This window comes from Streptomyces sp. NPDC059909 (assembly GCF_042730885.1).
Taxonomy (GTDB): domain Bacteria; phylum Actinomycetota; class Actinomycetes; order Streptomycetales; family Streptomycetaceae; genus Streptomyces.
The window spans coordinates 110,104-127,016 of sequence record NZ_JBHWKX010000011.1 but is presented as its reverse complement, the minus strand read 5'-3'; the positions used below and the strand labels follow the sequence as shown (position 1 = coordinate 127,016).

The following is a 16,913-nucleotide window of genomic DNA, read 5'->3' as shown; positions in this document are numbered from 1 at the left end:
TGCCTCCGGCTGGGCCGCGTGCTTGGGGCTCCGCCCGCGTGCCACTGCTGGGCCGCGTACCCCGGCTGGGCGGCGCGCCTCGGCCTCGGCCGGGTGCTTCGGCCTCAGCCGCGCGGGTACCTGAGCAGCCAGCCCGGGGCCGAGACCGCGGGGCCGTGGAGGGCCGGGCCCTGCGTCATCTCCATGGCGAAGTCGTCGGCGATTTCGAGGATGGTGGGACGGCCCTCCAGCTCCGCGAGCCAGGCCGGGGGCAGGGCGGTCTCGCCGTGGAGCGCACCGAGGAGGGCGCCGCAGAGCGTGGCCGTGGTGTGGGAGGGGCCGTCGTGGTTGACGGCGAGGCGGAGGCCGTGGCGGATGTCCTCGCCGACGAGGGTGCAGTAGACGGCGACGGCGAGGGCGTCCTCGGCGTGCTGCGGGTTGCCGAGGTCGGCGATGCGGGCCGGGCTCGGAATGCCCTGGCGTACGGCCCCGAGGGCCTGCTTCAGCGCGTCGGTGACCGGCTGGTGGCCGGGGCGGGGCGATAGCAGGGAGAGGGCGCGCTGCACGGACCCGTCGACGGTCTCGCCACGGGCCAGGCCGTGCACGATCACGGCGAAGGCACCGGCCGAGAGATACGCGGTGGGGTGGCCGTGGGTCTGCGCGGCACACTCGACGGCCAGCTGGCACACCAGCTGCGGCTCCCAGCCGACCAGCAGCCCGAAGGGCGCCGAGCGGACGAGCGCCCCGGCGTCGCGTGCGGTGGGGTTCTTGGGCTTGTCGAGGGTGCCGAGGGTCTCGTCGGCGAGCCCGGTGAGGCTGGAGCGGTCGGGGTCGCGGCGGGTGTACAGCCACTCCTCGCGGGCGAGCCAGCCGTTGTCCTTGCGGCGCTCGTCGGGGCCCCAGTCGCGCTGGGTCGCCGCCCAGCGCAGATGGGCACGGTGCACGTCGGTGGGCGGGTGCCAGGCGCCGGTGTCGCGGCGGACCTGGGCGCGTATCAGGCCGTCGACGGTGAAGAGGGTCAGCTGGGTGGCCGCGGTGACGGCGCCGCGGCGGCCGTACGCGGGAACGAGGTCGGCCACGCCGTCCGGGCCGTGGGCGGCGCGTATCTCCTCGACCGTCAGCTCCGCGACCCCGGCGCCGAGCGCGTCGCCGATGGCCGCGCCGAGCAGACAGCCGCGCACCCGGGCGCGGAAGTCCTGCTGCTCGGTACGGCCCCACACGGCTGCGGCTGCTGTGGTCACGCGACTGCTCCCTCCCCACTTGTGCGCAGCACTGTAATCGACCGCGTGAGATCGCTTCATGGGCGGAATCCAGCCGGAGGGGTATGTGGCCGGTTACCCTTCAGGCCGGTTTTGATCGCTGTTCATCACCGCACCCGACGCCACTCGGCGCACCCGTACCGGAGCGGGACCTGCTGATCGGTTGGATCCTGTCCGGAACCGGGGTCCTGCCCGGGTCCCGGGCCGGGACCAGGGGCCGGACCCCTGGCACCGGGACCGCAGTCCTGCCCAGGACCCGGCCCCGGTGCTGACGGGGCCGGGACTCAGTCGGCCAGGGGCAGCAGCTCCGGCAGATGACCGTCGGACGCCGCCGCCGCCGCGATCCGCTCCTCGGGCACCTCCCCGTACAGCGTCGTCCGCGGCTTCGCCGGCCGCCCCGCCGCGTCCGCGATGGCGACCAGGTCCTTGACCGAGCGGTACGAGCCGTAACTGGAGCCCGCCATCCGGGAGATGGTCTCCTCCATGAGCGTGCCACCCAGATCGTTCGCCCCGGAACGGAGCATCTCCGCGGCGCCCTCGGTGCCGAGCTTGACCCAGCTGGTCTGGATGTTCGGGATGTACGGGTGCAGGAGCAGCCGGGCCATGGCCGTCACCGCCCGGTTGTCGCGGGTCGTCGGGCCGGGCCGGGCGATTCCCGCCAGGTACACCGGCGCGTTGGTGTGGATGAAGGGCAGGGTCACGAACTCCGTGAAGCCGCCGGTCCGCTGCTGGATGCGGGCGAGCGTACGGAAGTGTCCGAGCCAGTGCCGGGGCTGGTCCACGTGCCCGTACATCATGGTCGACGACGAGCGGATGCCCAGCTCGTGCGCGGTGGTGACGACCTCGATCCAGGTGGCGGTGGGCAGCTTGCCCTTCGTCAGCACCCAGCGCACCTCGTCGTCGAGGATCTCGGCGGCCGTCCCGGGGATGGAGTCGAGCCCGGCTTCCTTCGCGGCCGTGAGCCACTCCCGGATCGACATCCCGGTCCTGGTCGCCCCGTTGACGACCTCCATCGGCGAGAAGGCGTGCACGTGCATGCCGGGCACGCGTTCCTTCACGGCCCGTGCGATGTCGAAGTACGCCGTGCCGGGCAGGTCCGGGTGGATGCCGCCCTGCATGCAGACCTCGACGGCCCCGACGTCCCACGCCTGCGCCGCCCGGTCCGCGACCTGCTCGAGCGAGAGGGTGTACGCGTCCGCGTCCGTGCGGCGCTGGGCGAAGGCGCAGAAGCGGCAGCCGGTGTAGCAGACGTTCGTGAAGTTGATGTTCCGCGTGACGATGTACGTGACGTCGTCGCCGACGGCCGATCTGCGCACGTCGTCGGCGATCCGGGTGAGCGCGTCCAGCGCGGGCCCGTCGGCGTGCAGCAGGGCGAGGGCCTCGTCGTCGCCGAGCTTCGTCGGGTCGTCGGCGGCGGTCGCGAGCGCGGCCCGGACGTCGGTGTCGATGCGGGACGGCACCATGCCGGGCGCCGCGGCCTCGCGGAGCGCCTCCCAGTCGCCGTACACCTCGTCGAAGTCGTCACGGCGGTCGCTCGTACGCCCGTCGGTGTCGATGGTGCGGTGCAGGTCGGTGCGCCCGGCGGACGTGAACGCCTCCTCGGGCTCCTGCCAGGGCAGACCGACGGGGAGCGCGTCGGGCCGAGCGAGCCCCGTCTCCGGGTCGGCGAGCGCCCGTACGTGCGGCAGCAGCCTCGGATCCAGCCAGGGCTCGCCGCGCTGCACGAACTCCGGGTACACCGCGAGCCGTTCGCGCAGTTCGAAGCCGGCGGCCCCCGACCTGGCGGCCAGCTCGTCGATCTGCGGCCAGGGCCGCTCGGGGTTGACGTGGTCGGGCGTGAGGGGCGATACCCCGCCCCAGTCGTCGATCCCGGCGCCGATGAGCCGCCCGTACTCGTCGTCCACCAGATTCGGCGGCGCCTGCAGACAGCCGGACGGCCCCATGATGTGCCGCGCGACGGCGATGGTCGCGACGAGGTCGTCCAGCTCGGCGTCCGGCATGCCGCGCATCGCCGTGTCCGGCTTGGCGCGGAAGTTCTGGATGATGAGCTCCTGGATGCCGTGGTACGCCCGCGAGACGCGGCGCAGCGCGAACAGCGACTCCGCGCGCTCCTCGTACGTCTCGCCGATCCCGATCAGCAGCCCGCTGGTGAACGGCACGGAGCTGCGCCCCGCGTCCTCCAGCACCCGCAGCCGCACGGCAGGCTCCTTGTCCGGCGACCCGTAGTGCGGCCCGCCGGGCTCGCTCCACAGGCGGGTCGCGGTGGTCTCCAGCATCATGCCCATCGACGGCGCGACCGGCTTGAGCCGCTGGAAGTCGGTCCAGGTCATGACCCCGGGGTTGAGGTGCGGCAGCAGCCCGGTCTCCTCCAGGATGCGGATCGCCATGGCCCGTACGTACGCGATCGTGTCGTCGTACCCCTCGGCCTCCAGCCACTCCCGCGCCTCGGGCCAGCGGTCCTCGGGCTTGTCCCCGAGCGTGATCAGCGCTTCCTTGCAGCCCAGTTCGGCGCCCCGGCGCGCGATGTCCAGCACCTCGTCCGGCGACATGAACATCCCGTGCCCGGCGCGGCGGAGCTTGCCGGGGACGGTGGCGAAGGTGCAGTAGTGGCACTTGTCGCGGCACAGCCGGGTGAGCGGGATGAACACGCTCTTCGAGTACGTGATGACCCCGGGCCGGCCCGCCGCCTCCAGCCCGGCGTCCCGCACGCGCGCCGCGGACGCACACAGGTCGTCCAGATCCGCACCACGCGCCTGCAGCAGCACGGCGGCCTCGGCGACGTCGAGGGCGACGCCGTCCCGGGCTCGCTTGAGGGCGCGGCGCATGGCGTTGGCGGTGGGGGGTCCGGGCTGGTGTCCGGGCTGGTGATCCGTCATGCAGCGAGCATACGAGCGCGGGCGGACAGCGGAGTGCCCACAAGCGACCATGAAGCGGCCACAATCGGCCGCTGACCGGTTGCTGACCGCTTGCCGGCGGAAACGCGACGTGACCGTCGCCGCGATCCGGGTGTGACTCCCCTCCTGTGGGAGAGCGATGGACCATGGAACTCGACTGGTTCAAGAGCAGCTACAGCAGCGGCGAAGGTGGCACCTGCGTCGAGGTCGCCTACAACTGGCGCAAGTCCAGCCACATCGACGCAGAAGGCGACGAGTGCCTGGAAGTCGCCACCTGCCCCACCACCATCCACGTCCGCGCGACTCCAGGAACCCCGCCGGCCCAGCTCGCCTTCGCGCCCGCCCGCTGGTCCGCGTTCGTCACGCACACGCAGTCCACCCGCGTCGACGCCTAGGCCACTTCGTTCGGATCGTCCGATCGCTGGTCCGGGTGCACGCGTAGGCCACGGGATCGAGCACATGCGCACTCATTGCTCACGGTTTGGACCGCTTCGCGCCCCCTTCGCCGTGGCGTAAAGGTGACTTGACACCTGCTGGACAGCGGAAAGTGCTGACCCCCACGATCTGTGGCACCACGCTGTCCCCTCATGAGACACATGAACAACAGGTGGCGGCCGCGGGTACACGTACCCCGGCCGCAGTACATGGCGGCCGTTGCTCTCGTAGCGCTGCTGGCAGGTCTGACCGCCACACCTGGTGCCGCTCAGGACACGGCTCAGGGCACCGATCAGGCCGAGTCGGTCGTGCGGGGCAAGGCGGCCGATTCGCCCCGATCCACTCGGCACCATGTCACCCTGATCACGGGCGACCGCGTCACCGTGGAGACGGACCCGTCGGGCCGGCAGAGCGTCTCGGTCGAGCCCGCCGAAGGCCGCGAGCACGTCAAGTTCGTCAAGCGTCAGGACGGTCGCGACTGGACGGTCATACCCGTCGACGCGCTTCCCCTGCTCGCGGCGGACCGCCTCGACAAGGCCCTGTTCAACGTCTCGGCCCTGGTCAAGGAGAAGTACGCCGAGCGGCCGAGCCTGCCGCTGATCGTCGAGTACGCGGGTGACGCGGACACCGCCGAGAGCCGGCTGACCGCGGCCGGGGCCGGCAAGGTCAATGCCATCCCCGGTACCTCCTTCGCGACCCTCAGCGAACAGCGCAAGGGAGCCGCGGAGTTCTGGGAGAGCATCGCCCCTGCCAAGGCGGGTGCCGGCTCTTTCAGCGCCGGCATACGCCGGGTCTGGCTCGACGGCCACGCCAAGGTCCAGCTCGACCAGACGGTGCCGCACATCGGGGCGCCCCAGGCCTGGGCGAAGGGCTACCAGGGCGAGGGCGTCAAGGTCGCGGTGCTCGACAGCGGCTACGACCCGAATCACCCGGACCTCAAGGGCCTCATCGCGGACTCCGCGAACTTCACCACCGAACCGAACACCGACGACCTCAACGGCCACGGCACCCATGTGACCTCGACCGTCGCCGGCTCCGGCGCGGCCTCCGGCGGCCGGTACAAGGGCGTCGCGCCCGGTGCGCAGATCCTGTCGGGCAAGGTCTGCACCGCGAGCGGCTACTGCGACAACTCCGACATCATCGAGGGCATGGCCTGGGCCGCCGAGCACGGCGCCAAGGTGATCAGCCTCAGTCTGGGCGATGTCGACACCCCGGAGACCGACGCCATCGAGGCCATGGTCGACACCGTCACCCGTGACCACGGCGTCCTGGTCGTGGCCGCGGCCGGCAACAGCGGCCCCGGCAAGGTCGCCTCGCCCGCCTCCGCCGACCGCGCGCTGGCCGTCGGCGCCACCCAGATCGACGACGAACTCGCCGGCTTCAGCTCGATCGGCCCGCGGGTGGGCGACTTCGGCCTCAAGCCCGACCTCGTCGCCCCCGGCGTCGGCGTCGTCGCCGCTCGGGCGGGCGGTACGACCGCCGAGGACGGCTACACCGGCATGTCCGGAACCTCGATGGCGACCCCGCACGTCGCCGGCGCCGCCGCCATCCTGTTCCAGCAGCACCCCGACTGGACCCCGGAGCAGGTCAAGCGCCAGCTGATGCAGTCGACGACGGGCGGCCTCGAGCGCGGCGCCTACCGCCAGGGCGCCGGTCGGGTCGACATCGCCCGAGCGGTCGACCAGCAGGTCACCGCCGAGCCCACCGGACTGGACTACGGGCAGATCCGCTGGTCCGACGGCGGGCGGCCGCCGGTGAACAAGACGATCACCTACAACAACCCGGGCAGCGCGCCGGTCACCCTCGGCCTGTCGCTCAACGTGTCCTACGACGGAAACAAGCCCGCACCGGAAGGCCTGTTCCGCCTCAGCGCCGACGAGGTCACAGTGCCCGCGCACGGCACCGCGGACGTCACCGTCACCGCGACCCCGGAGACCGCCACGTCCTACAAGGCGTACAGCGGCGTGGTCATCGCGTCCACCGCCGACAAGGCCGTCTCGGTGCGCACCCCGGTCGGCATGGACGTCGAGCAGCCGTCATACAGCCTCCGCATCACCGTGAAGGACCGCTCGGGCAAGGCTCCCGACAACGCCTACCTGATCGTCAGCTCGGCTGATCGCAAGACCTACGAGCTCGAACTGCACGGCAAGGACAGCACCGAGCTGAGGCTGCCGCGCGACAACACCTACTCCGTGAGCGGCTTCCTCTTCGACGCGGCGTTCACCGAGGGCACCGTGGTCGGTGCGCCGAAGGTCGTGATGAGCACCGACCGGGACGTCGCCATCGACGCCCGGAAGGCGAAGCCCGTCACGGTCTCGGCCCCGAGCCGCTCGGCCCGCATCATGTCGGCCGAGATCGGCACCGTCGGCCTGGACGGCGGGCTGTTCTCCGTCACCATGAACAACGCGATCGGCGGCGACCGCATCGAGGGCGTGTACGCCACCCCGACGGCGCAGTACAAGGACTCGAAGTTCACCTACCTGGTGAGCACTGTCTGGGGTGAGCCCGCCACCGCCGGTACGAACCCCTCCTCGGTCTACTACCTCACCCGGCCGGTGCACGGCGCCATCCCGGCGGATCCCGCGTACCACCCCCGCAAGTCGGAGCTGGCCAGGGTGAACACCACGTTCGCCGCCACCGCGCCGGGAGCCCCCGCCTTCCGCTTCGTCTACACGGATGTCGACAACCTGCGTATCGGCTGGCACATGATGAAGGGCGTTCCGGTTCCGAGCCGGCGGGTCGACTACTTCTCGGCGGCCGACGGCCTGCGCTGGCAGACCGCCTTCGACCAGTTCGACTTCCTCGCTCCGGACAGCCCGAACGGGCAGATGTACCTCAGCACCCGGCACGGCTACAAGGCCGGAGCGACGGTCGAGGAGCGATGGAACCAGGGCGTACAGGCCATGGGGTTCGCTCCCGAGGGGATGAACACCTTCCGTGAGGGAGACACGATCCAGTACGCCATCCAGGACTCCGCCAACGGGAATCTCGACCTGGTGGCGGGAACGACGACCGCCAGCCGGCCCACGGCGCAGCTGAGGCGCAACGGTGAACTGGTCTCGGAATGGTGGGGTTATGCCCCGGTACCGGCCGATGCCACCCCCGCCGACTACCGGCTGAACCTCGAGGTGCAGCGCGACCGCAACCCCGTCTCTTCCATCTCCTCCGACGTGCGGGCCGAGTGGCGCTTCCGGTCGCAGACCACGACGACACGCCAGGCTCTGCCGCTGTACGCGGTGCGCATGTCGCCGAAGCTGGACGAGTGGAACCGGGCCATGTCCGGAGGCAAGCTCGACATCCCGGTCCTGATCCAGCGTCCGGTCGGCGCTGCCGTGTCGCCCATCCGCACCTTCACCACCGAGGTCTCCTACGACGAGGGCAAGACCTGGCAGCCGGCCACGGTCGAGGGCTCCGGCATGGAGCGCACCGTGACCGTGGACCACCCGCGCGTCTCCTCGGGCGGCTCGGTCTCGCTGCGCACCTACGTCAAGGACGCCGCCGGCAACTCCTTCCAGCAAACCGTGATCAAGGCCTACCTCCTCAAGTAGCCGCCGGAAGCAGTGCAGGGCCCGCCGGAATCCATCCGGCGGGCCCTTCTGCTGTCCCCTGGCGCCTGCCCGTGCCTCGGGAGTCCGCGCGAGCGGCCCCTCCCGGTCTCATTCTGTCGTCGTTCCTTCGCATCGCAGGTTGCTGATGTCGATCGAGACCAGCAATTCGTCGCGGATCGCCGAGCCGGCCTCGTCCCGCCGGTAGGCCCGGCGCACGGTGGGGAACCGGAGCCCGTCCACCTCGACGATGTCGTGTACGTACTGCGCGGCGGCGAACCCGCCGGCCACGTCGACGTGGTAGTCGTGCCGCCGCAGCAGGTTGTCCGGGCCGAAGTAGAAGTCCTGGATCGTGCTGTGTCCCGCGATGTACGCCGGGAAGGCCGCGCGCAGGCCCCGCCAGCGCTCACCGCCCTCCTGCCACGGTGCGATCTCCGAGATCTCGACGCCGGGCATGGCGAGGAGGAAGGGTGTGGTCAGGTACGTCCACAACGCGTATCCGTTGAAGTAGGCGCGGTGCAGCGGGTCCCAGGGCGTGCGCATCTCATGGCCGTCGAAGGACGCCCTCGGGTTGGCGCGCTCCGCCACGGTCCGACCGTCCAGCTTCTCGATGGCGATGCGATCCGGGGTGAAGTCGGTGCGCTGGTCCGGCGCGCCGAACGGGTACACGGAGGCGTGCTGGGTGTGCGCGGAGACCGTCATCTCCCGGGGATCCGAATCCTGCACCAGGCCCTTCATCCCCCACAGCAGGCCGCCGGTGACGATCGTGGCCCGCACCGTCTGCACCTGCCGCCAGCGCTCCAGCCCTCCGTGGGCCGAGAGCACCTCCTGCAGCAGCGGGCTCACCCGCGGATCTTGCGTCTGCATCGTCGGGCACTCCGTTCGTTCGGCGGGGCTGCAACCGCGACGTCGTGAGTCCGGACGGCACCCGCCCTTACCTATGACATAAACGTAAGCCTTTTACCTACGTCAAGCAAGGTGGATATCGACGCAACCGAATATGCTTTGGCTATGTCCTTTGCGGCCACTGGACGCTTGGGGATGGAGCCGGCCGCAGGCCCGCCCTGGTGCAAGACCTGCGGGCCTCGCCTCCTGGCGGTGCCCGTCCCGTGCGTCGCGGCCGGGACGGGGACTTCGTGAGCGGGGTCTCGAATCGGTCGGTCAGAGATACTGCCCGTACTCGTCCAGCACCCCCAGCACCTCCCCCTCCCCCGCCGGCGGCAGCTGCAGCACCACCTCCTCCACGCCCAGCTCCGCGTAGTGCGCGAGCTTGCCCGCCGAGGGCAGGACGGCGTACGGGACGATCTGCAGGGCGCCCGGGTCGCGGCCCGCCTTCCCCCACACCTCGCGCAGAGCCGGCACGGACTCCGTCAGGCCGCGCCCGCCGATCGGCATCCAGCCGTCCGCGTACTCCGCGATGTGGGAGAAGAGCTTCGCGCCGGCCGCCCCGCCGACCAGGATGCGGGGGGCGCCGTCCGTCACCGGCTTCGGGTAGGCGTACGACGCGCGCACCGAGCCGAAGTCGCCCTTGTGCGCCGTCGGTTCGGGCGCCCACAGGGCGCGCATCAGCAGCATCCGGTCGCGGCCGAGCTCGCGCCGCGTGGTCCATTCGACGCCGTGGTCCGCCGCCTCCTCCTTGTTCCAGCCGAAGCCGACGCCGAGCGTGAAGCGGCCGCCGCTCACGAAGTCCAGGGTCGCGATCTGCTTCGCGAGGACGATCGGGTCGTGCTGGGCGACGAGGGTGATGCCGGTGCCCAGGAGCAGGCGATCGGTCACCGCCGCGGCCTGGCCGAGGGCGACGAAGGGGTCGAGCGTGCGGCCGTACTCGGGCGGGAGGTCGCCGCCCGCGGGGTACGGGGTGGTCCGCTCGACCGGGATGTGGGTGTGCTCGGGCAGGTACAGCCCGGCGAAGCCGCGCACCTCGAGTTCGCGTGCCAGGCGCACGGGCGTGATCGTCTCGTCCGTGAGGAAGATCGTGGTCGAGATCCGCATACGGCTCCTCCGTCGGCGTCCGTGCATCAGTCGTCTTGTCGGTGGCGGGCCCAAGGTACGCCGTACGGTGCGGAATTCCGAGGGCCCGTAACGCCACGGCCGCGCAACCCGTGCAGCCCTTTCCCTTGCCCCGCGGTTCACGGCCGAGTACGAGGTTGGTCCAACGCCACTCCTGTCCCTCTCACCAACCCCCGGGGAGCCGACGGCATGTGCAACGACGAGCACGGTGAACACTCGATCAGCAGACGTGGACTGTTCGTGACGGGAGCCGCTGCCGCCCTTACGTTGAGCAGTGTGAGCTTCGCCGAGGCAGCAGCCGAAGAGAGCACCACCAAGGTCGTGCGCGGCACCCTCCCGCCCGGCTCCCCCGACTTCGTGTACCTCCCGGTCGAAATCCCGCGCGGTGTCGCGGAGATCCGGGTCTCGTACGCGTACGAGAAGCCGGCCGTCCCCGCGGGCACCCAGGGCAACGCCCTGGACATCGGCATCTTCGACGAGCGCGGCACGGAGCTCGGCGGGAAGGGCTTCCGGGGCTGGTCGGGCGGGGCGCGCAGCGAGTTCTTCATCCGGGGCGACGACGCGACGCCCGGGTACGTCCCGGGGCCGATCCGCGCGGGCACCTGGCACATCGCGCTCGGGCCGTACACGGTCGCGCCGCAGGGCCTGCCGTACACGATCACGCTCACGCTCACGTACGGCCCCCAGGCGCCGGCCCCCCGCCCGGTGTACCCGCCCGAGCGGGCCAAGGGGCGTGGCCGGGCCTGGTACCGGGGGGACTGCCACCTGCACTCCTGGTACTCGGACGGCAGGCGCACGCCCGCCGAGATCGCCGCGCTCGCCCGCGCCGCCGGGCTCGACTTCATCAACAGCAGCGAGCACAACACGCATGCCGCGCACGCCCACTGGGCGGAGGCGGCGGGCGACGACCTGCTGGTCCTCCTCGGCGAGGAGGTCACCACGCGCAACGGTCACGGCGTCGCCCTCGGCACCGACCCGGGCACGTTCGTCGACTGGCGCTACCGCGTCCGCGACAACCGCTTCGGCCACTACGCCCGCGAGATCCGCCGCGCGGGCGGCCTGGTCGTACCGGCGCACCCGCACGCCACCTGCATCGGCTGCAACTGGAAGTTCGGCTTCGGCGAGGCGGACGCGGTGGAGGTGTGGAACGGTCCGTACACGCCGGACGACGAGGTGTCCCTGGCCGCCTGGGACAACACGCTGGTCGCGTCCGCGCGTTCGGGGAAGCGGTGGACCCCGGCGATGGGCAGCAGCGACGCCCACCGCGACCCGGACCCCGTCGGCACCCCGCAGACCGTCGTCCTCGCCGACGATCTCACCCGCGAGGCGATCCTCGACGGCATCCGCGCGGGGCGCAGCTATGTCGCCGAGTCGGCGGCCGTGTCGCTGTCCTTCTCCGCGTCCGGGCCCCGCGGGCAGCATGCGGGCATCGGCGAGCGGCTGCGGGTGGACGCCGACGACCCGGTGACCGTACGCCTGGAGGTGACCGGAGCCCCCGGCCGCACGGCCCGCATCGTCACCGACCAGGGCGTGCTGCACACGGCGACCCTCCCGGCGGAGGGCACGGGCACGGTGGAGTGGCACACGACGGCGGCGTACGCGGCGTACGTACGGGCCGAGGTGCGGCACGCGCCGGTCGTCCCCGTCCCGGGACTCCCGGGGCCGCTGTCCGCGTTCACGAACCCCGTCTTTCTGGGGCACGCCTCCTGACCTGAAGGCCGCCCGGCCCGGGCCGTCGGTCCGGGCCGAGCGGCCTGCTCGGGGCCGAGGAATCGCCGGACAGCACCTCACGGACTAAGCTGAGGTTTTGTCATAGTCTGTCTGGTTTTTCGGATCTCCATGACGGCAGGTGAGTGATGGTGTTGCTCGCGTCGAGGAAGCCCCACGCCTACAAGGGCACATCACCCAAGTCGATCCGCCATGAGTACGACTTCCTGGGCGACTTCTACCGGCTGACCCTGGGGCCCGAACTCACCTACTCCTACGCAATGTGGGAGGAGGGCGACACCCTCGAATCGGCCCAGCTGCGCAAGCTGGACTACCACGCCGAAGCGGCGAAGGCCGTGGGTGCCGCGCGCGTGCTCGACGTCGGTTGCGGTTGGGGCAGCCTCATGCAGCGGCTGGCGGAGACACACGGCGTAGGGCACGTCGTGGGGATCACCATGAGTCCGGGCCAGGCCGCCTGGATCCGTGACCGAAACTGGCCCCGCTGCGAGGTGCGGGTCGAGAACTGGTTCGACCACGAGCCCGAAGCGCCCTACGACGCCATCATCGCCATCGAGGCGATCGAGCACTTCGCGGGCAACAACATCTGGCGGGCCAAGCGCGTCGCCCGCTACCGCGAGTTCTTCCGGAGCGCCCATTCCTGGCTGCGACCGGGCGGGCGGCTCTCCCTGCAGGCCAACGCCTGGAACACCCGCGGCTGGCTCCCGTCCCTGGTACTGCCGGCGCGGCAACTGGCCCCGCAGGGCAGGACGCCGGGCGACGCCGACGGACACCTCGCCCTCAAGGACGTCTACGACGGGGTCCAGAACATCCGCGAGGGCTTCCACGCATCGCGCAAGGTGTTCCCGGAGTGCTTCCTGCCGACCCTCTCCGAGCTCATCGACGCCAGCATCGGGCTGTACAAGCTCGTGGACGTGCGCAGCGACCCGGATGACGGCGTCCTGACGGTCCAGAGCTGGCTGGAGCGGGCGGAGGCCAACCGGCAGCGAGGTGCCGAACTCATCGGTGCAAGCGCGGTGTCCGATGTCATCCGAGAGGAACGCACGGCGCTCAAGTTCCTGCGCGAGCAGCGCTACACCGTTCTGCGCATGGTCCTCGAAAGGGCGTGACCGCCGGTCACAGGCGCACCCCCTCCCGGCCGTTGAACGTACGCCGGTAGGCGGCCGGTGACGTGCCCAGCAGCGTGCGCATGTGCTGCCGCAGGGAGTTGGCCGTGCCGAATCCGGCCCGGTGGGCGACCAGGTCGATGGACAGGTCGCTGGACTCCAGCAACTGGCGGGCGAGTTCGAGGCGCTGGGCCGTGAGCCAGCGGCCGGGCGTCATGCCGACCTCGTCACGGAAGCGGCGGGTGAACGTGCGCAGGCTCATCCGGGCGTGATCGGCCAGCTCGCCGAGGGTCAGCGGCTCCTGGAGGCGCTCCAGCGCCCACGCGCGCGTGGCGGCCGTCGTCGCCGCGGTCGGCTCCGGGACGGGCCGTTCGATGAACTGGGCCTGGCCGCCGTCCCGCCACGGCGGTACGACACAGCGGCGGGCGACCTGGTTGGCCACCGTCGCGCCGTGGTCGCGGCGTACGAGATGCAGGCACAGATCGACGCCCGCGGCGATGCCCGCCGAGGTCAGCACGTCGCCGTGGCGAAGGCGCACGCGTACGGCGAGCAGGGCCACACGCAGGGCAAGATCGTCCTCCGGGTCGAGTAGCCGTGTGACAGGATCATGCACATGACGAACGTTTTCGCGCGGAAGGGCGGCCACCGCCCCGTCCGATGAAGTGGCTGGACGAGGCGGTCGCCGACGGCACGACGTCGACAGGCGGCCACCCGTCCCGTTCAGCGGTGTTCGAGGCGGTGCGCGAGGACCGCGCCGGGCCCGTCGCGCGTCGGCTGCTCCAGCTCACCGGCGCGGAACCGGCGTCCGTACGCCGCGAGGCACTCGAGCTGCTGCGCGGCCTCGTACATGGAGCTGATGCCTGGGAGGCGGCGGCACAGGCGGCGCACGCCCGGTTGGCGGACGAGGACGAGGGAGTACGGCGACGGGCCGCCGATGTGCTCGTACGGTCGGGGCGGGCCGATCTCGCGCTCGTTGCGCTGCGGGAGCTGACGGACCCGGTGGTGCGGACTGCTCTCACCGGCCTGGTGCTCCCCGAGGCCGCCGAGGAGCTGCGCGACGACTCCCTGGCCGCGGTCCGCTTCCTGGCCCGCCTCTCGCTGCTGGGGGATGCGCGGTCTGCGGAGTGGCCGGCGCTCGACGCGGCGCTGCTGGCCGATGCCGAGGAGGCCGCCCCGTACGTACCGTGGATCGGTGAGCGCTGGGCGGGCGGGCTGTACCGGCTCGACCGCGAGGCGCAGACGTACGCGCTGGCCCGGCATCTTCTCGGCAAGGGCCGGCCGATCGTCCTCCAGCAGGTGGGTGTCCAACTGGCGCGGCGGGCCTGCCAGGGCTGGCGTGCCGCGCCCGTCGAGCTGCTGCCGCATCTCGTGCCGCACATCGCCCTGCCCGGCGGGGACGACGCGGTACGCACCGCGTTGATCTCGGAGGCGGCGGTACGTGAGCACGCGGCCCTGCTCGCCGGGACAGAGGTCACCCCGCACCCGAAGCGCCGCCGGTGGACTCGCGGCACCTCGCGGATCCACGACAGTCGCGCTGCCGCCGCGCACCTCGCCACCCGGCCCATCGGCATCGCCCGCCTGAGCAGAGCACCCGAGATCTTCGGCCCGCTGCTGGACGCGGGCCCCCTGACGTTCCGCCAGGCCGCTCAGTTGTACAACCTCACCTTCTCCTGGCCCAATGCGATGCAGGCGTCGTGTGCGCCTTTGTGGTTCCGGCACGCGGGAGCGTCCTCGCTTCCCCGGCTGCTGGGCCTGCTGGTGCGGCAGCTGGACGACCAGGCCCACGGCGAGGCCTTCATGGAGAGCCTCGCGAAGCTGGGCCGCCATGCCCTGCCCGCCGTACCGGATCTGGAGCGCCTCATCGACCGTCGCAAGCGGATTCCCGTCAACGAGCCCTCCCTGGACGCGGAGATGGTCACGGACGAACTCCTCCTGGCCGCGGCCGTACGCGCGCGCCGCCGCATCCTGGAGGACGCATCATCGGTGGACTGACCGGTGGCAGTCCGCCGCTTCCCCTGCTCCTTCGGCGACACCGTCCCCGCAGGGCAGTGGTCGTTCGACACCAGCGGGGCCTGTCCGTTACCGCTGAATCCCGGTGACGTCCGGAAAGGTCGGGCCCGGCCCCCGAGGAAGGAGGCCGGGCCCGGAGGTTCAGCCGGAGAAGGACGGGCCGGGGATCAGTCGGCGACGACCAGCGACGGGGTCTCCTTCGTCAGCACCTCGCCGCGGAAGAAGGCCGGGCTGCGGCGCTGCATCACCACCATGATCACGCCGCCGAGGAGCAGCAGGCCGACGCCGATGACGAAGACGGAGCCGACGCCGAAGACCGCGGAGCCGGAGCCGTAGGCCGGATCCCACATGTCGTAGAGGGTCTTGCCGAAGACCGCCGTGAGCAGGATGCCGCCGAGGACCGGGAAGAGGCCCTTGAAGGCGAAGTCACGGGCGGAGCGGAAGAGCTCCTGGCGGAAGTACCAGGCGCAGGCGAAGGCGGTGAGCGCGTAGTAGAAGCAGATCATGAGGCCGAGGGCGTAGATCGTGTCGACCAGGACGTGCTCGCTGACCAGGGTCATGACCGTGTAGAACGCGCCGGTGGCGATGCCCGCGACGATCGTGGCCCTGCCGGGGACCTTGTAGCGGGGGTGGACCTTCGCGAAGGACGCGGGGAGTGCCTCGTACGCGGACATCGCGAGCACCGTGCGGGCGACCGGGATGAACGTCGTCTGGAGGCTGGCCGCCGCCGATGCGAGGACGGCGACGAAGAGCGCGATGCCGAGGACCGGGCCCATGACAGGGCCGGCGAGGGCGGCGAAGACGTTGTCGGAGGTGTCCGGGTTGGCGAGGCCGAGGCCCTTGTCGCCCGAGCCGACGGCCATCTGCGCGGCGATGCCGGTGGCGAGGTACGAGCCGACCAGGACGACCATCGCGATGAGCGCGGCGCGGCCGGGGGTCTTGTCGGAGCCGGTCGTCTCCTCGTTCGTGGACAGACAGGCGTCCCAGCCCCAGTACATGAAGATCGACAGCGACAGGCCGGCGGTGAAGGCCGCGAAGGACTGGACCGCGAAGGGGTTCATCCAGGACCAGGAGAAGTCGAGGCCGGTGTCGAGGGCGCCGCTGCCCGCCTTCTGCAGGGCCATGGCGACGAAGACCGCGAGGACGACGAGCTGGAGGCCGACGAGCGCGTACTGCACGCGCTTCGTGGCGGTCATTCCGCGGTAGCTGATCGCGGTGGCGACGGCGATCAGGACGAGGCAGGTGAGGATGTGGACGGCCTTGTTGCCGTCCAGGGCGGCGATCGACTCGCTGCCCGTGATCTCACCGGCCAGCAGCCAGAAGTACGAGGTCGCGACGCCGGCGAGGTTGGAGAGCACGATGATCGTGGCGATCACCAGGCCCCAGCCGCACATCCAGCCGACGCGCGGGCCGAAGGCCTTCACCGTCCAGGTGAAGGAGGTGCCGGAGTCCGGCATCACCTTGTTGAGCTCGCGGTAGGCGAAGGCGACGAGAAGCATGGGCAGGAAGCCGGCCAGAAACACGGCGGGCATCTGCAGGCCGACCTCGCCGGCCGTGGAACCGAGGGTGGAGGTCAGGCAGTACACGGGGGCGACCGTCGAGATACCGATCACGGCACTGCCGAGGAGGCCGACGGAGTTCTTCTCCAGTCCCTTCGCCCGGACGCCCCCTTCAGAGCGTCCCCGTACCGTGTCTCCGACCTGGGGTCGCGTCTCCAGCTGAGTCATGAAGAGGACGTTAAGTGCTGCGGTTCCCGCATCCGGAAGCTTTAACTCCGCTACCTCGACCTTGGATGTTGGCGAGTCGATCATCGTTCAACCAGCGTTTGAAAGGTCACCCAGGATCCGCCTCAAGCTTTCGCAGGTTCACATCCAGGCGTTCCGGATTGCGGAAACCGCAGCAGCGCCCGTTTTGCCCCTTTCAAAATTTTCCCGTGAGGTTCATGTCTCA

General features: G+C 71.0%; 10 protein-coding genes and 1 pseudogene. 5 read left to right on the top strand and 6 right to left on the bottom strand.

Annotated features, from left to right (window positions below; all coding sequences use genetic code 11):
* Positions 1 to 104: 104 nt before the first annotated feature.
* Entirely contained in the window at positions 105 to 1,220 is a 1,116-nt protein-coding gene (locus ACFV9O_RS10990) for an ADP-ribosylglycohydrolase family protein (RefSeq protein WP_385415285.1), read from the bottom strand.
* Positions 1,221 to 1,522: 302 nt separating this feature from the next.
* Complete coding sequence (locus ACFV9O_RS10985) at positions 1,523 to 4,114, bottom strand: bifunctional FO biosynthesis protein CofGH (protein ID WP_385415282.1); 2,592 nt, start codon at positions 4,112 to 4,114, stop codon at positions 1,523 to 1,525.
* Between the two features lie 164 nt (positions 4,115 to 4,278).
* On the opposite strand from ACFV9O_RS10985, the gene ACFV9O_RS10980 reads away from it, so the two are divergent.
* Entirely contained in the window at positions 4,279 to 4,527 is a 249-nt protein-coding gene (locus tag ACFV9O_RS10980; RefSeq protein ID WP_385415279.1) for a DUF397 domain-containing protein, read from the top strand.
* Positions 4,528 to 4,719: 192 nt separating this feature from the next.
* Entirely contained in the window at positions 4,720 to 8,115 is a 3,396-nt protein-coding gene (locus tag ACFV9O_RS10975) for a S8 family serine peptidase (RefSeq protein ID WP_385415276.1), read from the top strand.
* Positions 8,116 to 8,223: 108 nt separating this feature from the next.
* Here ACFV9O_RS10975 and ACFV9O_RS10970 read toward each other — a convergent pair whose 3' ends face one another.
* Both ACFV9O_RS10970 and ACFV9O_RS10965 read right to left on the bottom strand, forming a co-directional pair.
* Complete coding sequence (locus ACFV9O_RS10970) at positions 8,224 to 8,979, bottom strand: hypothetical protein (RefSeq protein ID WP_385415273.1); 756 nt, start codon at positions 8,977 to 8,979, stop codon at positions 8,224 to 8,226.
* Between the two features lie 294 nt (positions 8,980 to 9,273).
* Entirely contained in the window at positions 9,274 to 10,104 is an 831-nt protein-coding gene (locus tag ACFV9O_RS10965; RefSeq protein ID WP_385415270.1) for an LLM class F420-dependent oxidoreductase, read from the bottom strand.
* A 207-nt stretch (positions 10,105 to 10,311) separates the two neighbouring features.
* Here ACFV9O_RS10965 and ACFV9O_RS10960 point away from each other — a divergent pair, with 207 nt between their 5' ends.
* Positions 10,312 to 11,832, top strand: coding sequence for a CehA/McbA family metallohydrolase (locus tag ACFV9O_RS10960; protein WP_385415267.1), 1,521 nt, complete (start codon positions 10,312 to 10,314; stop codon positions 11,830 to 11,832).
* 146 nt (positions 11,833 to 11,978) lie between these two features.
* Positions 11,979 to 12,956 (top strand): SAM-dependent methyltransferase, encoded by a 978-nt coding sequence (locus ACFV9O_RS10955; RefSeq protein WP_385415264.1) that lies wholly within the window; start codon positions 11,979 to 11,981, stop codon positions 12,954 to 12,956.
* Positions 12,957 to 12,963: 7 nt separating this feature from the next.
* Here ACFV9O_RS10955 and ACFV9O_RS10950 read toward each other — a convergent pair.
* Positions 12,964 to 13,476, bottom strand: a pseudogene (locus ACFV9O_RS10950) (helix-turn-helix domain-containing protein); the annotation flags it as partial.
* Positions 13,477 to 13,610: 134 nt separating this feature from the next.
* On the opposite strand from ACFV9O_RS10950, the gene ACFV9O_RS10945 reads away from it, so the two are divergent.
* Positions 13,611 to 14,945 carry a hypothetical protein gene (locus ACFV9O_RS10945; RefSeq protein WP_385415261.1) on the top strand — a complete coding sequence of 445 codons (1,335 nt, stop codon included), beginning with the start codon at positions 13,611 to 13,613 and terminating at the stop codon, positions 14,943 to 14,945.
* A 185-nt stretch (positions 14,946 to 15,130) separates the two neighbouring features.
* Here the strand turns inward: ACFV9O_RS10945 and ACFV9O_RS10940 are convergent, their stop codons facing one another.
* Positions 15,131 to 16,690 (bottom strand): APC family permease, encoded by a 1,560-nt coding sequence (locus tag ACFV9O_RS10940; protein WP_385415258.1) that lies wholly within the window; start codon positions 16,688 to 16,690, stop codon positions 15,131 to 15,133.
* Positions 16,691 to 16,913: the final 223 nt, after the last annotated feature.

Excerpts from the sequence above, each read along its gene's own strand:
- ACFV9O_RS10985 (WP_385415282.1), bottom strand. The coding sequence starts at position 4,114 with ATGACGGATCACCAGCCCGGACACCAGCCCGGACCCCCCACCGCCAAC.
- ACFV9O_RS10980 (WP_385415279.1), top strand. The coding sequence starts at position 4,279 with ATGGAACTCGACTGGTTCAAGAGCAGCTACAGCAGCGGCGAAGGTGGC.
- ACFV9O_RS10975 (WP_385415276.1), top strand. The coding sequence starts at position 4,720 with ATGAGACACATGAACAACAGGTGGCGGCCGCGGGTACACGTACCCCGG.
- ACFV9O_RS10970 (WP_385415273.1), bottom strand. The coding sequence starts at position 8,979 with ATGCAGACGCAAGATCCGCGGGTGAGCCCGCTGCTGCAGGAGGTGCTC.
- ACFV9O_RS10965 (WP_385415270.1), bottom strand. The coding sequence starts at position 10,104 with ATGCGGATCTCGACCACGATCTTCCTCACGGACGAGACGATCACGCCC.
- ACFV9O_RS10960 (WP_385415267.1), top strand. The coding sequence starts at position 10,312 with ATGTGCAACGACGAGCACGGTGAACACTCGATCAGCAGACGTGGACTG.
- ACFV9O_RS10955 (WP_385415264.1), top strand. The coding sequence starts at position 11,979 with ATGGTGTTGCTCGCGTCGAGGAAGCCCCACGCCTACAAGGGCACATCA.
- ACFV9O_RS10945 (WP_385415261.1), top strand. The coding sequence starts at position 13,611 with ATGAAGTGGCTGGACGAGGCGGTCGCCGACGGCACGACGTCGACAGGC.
- ACFV9O_RS10940 (WP_385415258.1), bottom strand. The coding sequence starts at position 16,690 with ATGACTCAGCTGGAGACGCGACCCCAGGTCGGAGACACGGTACGGGGA.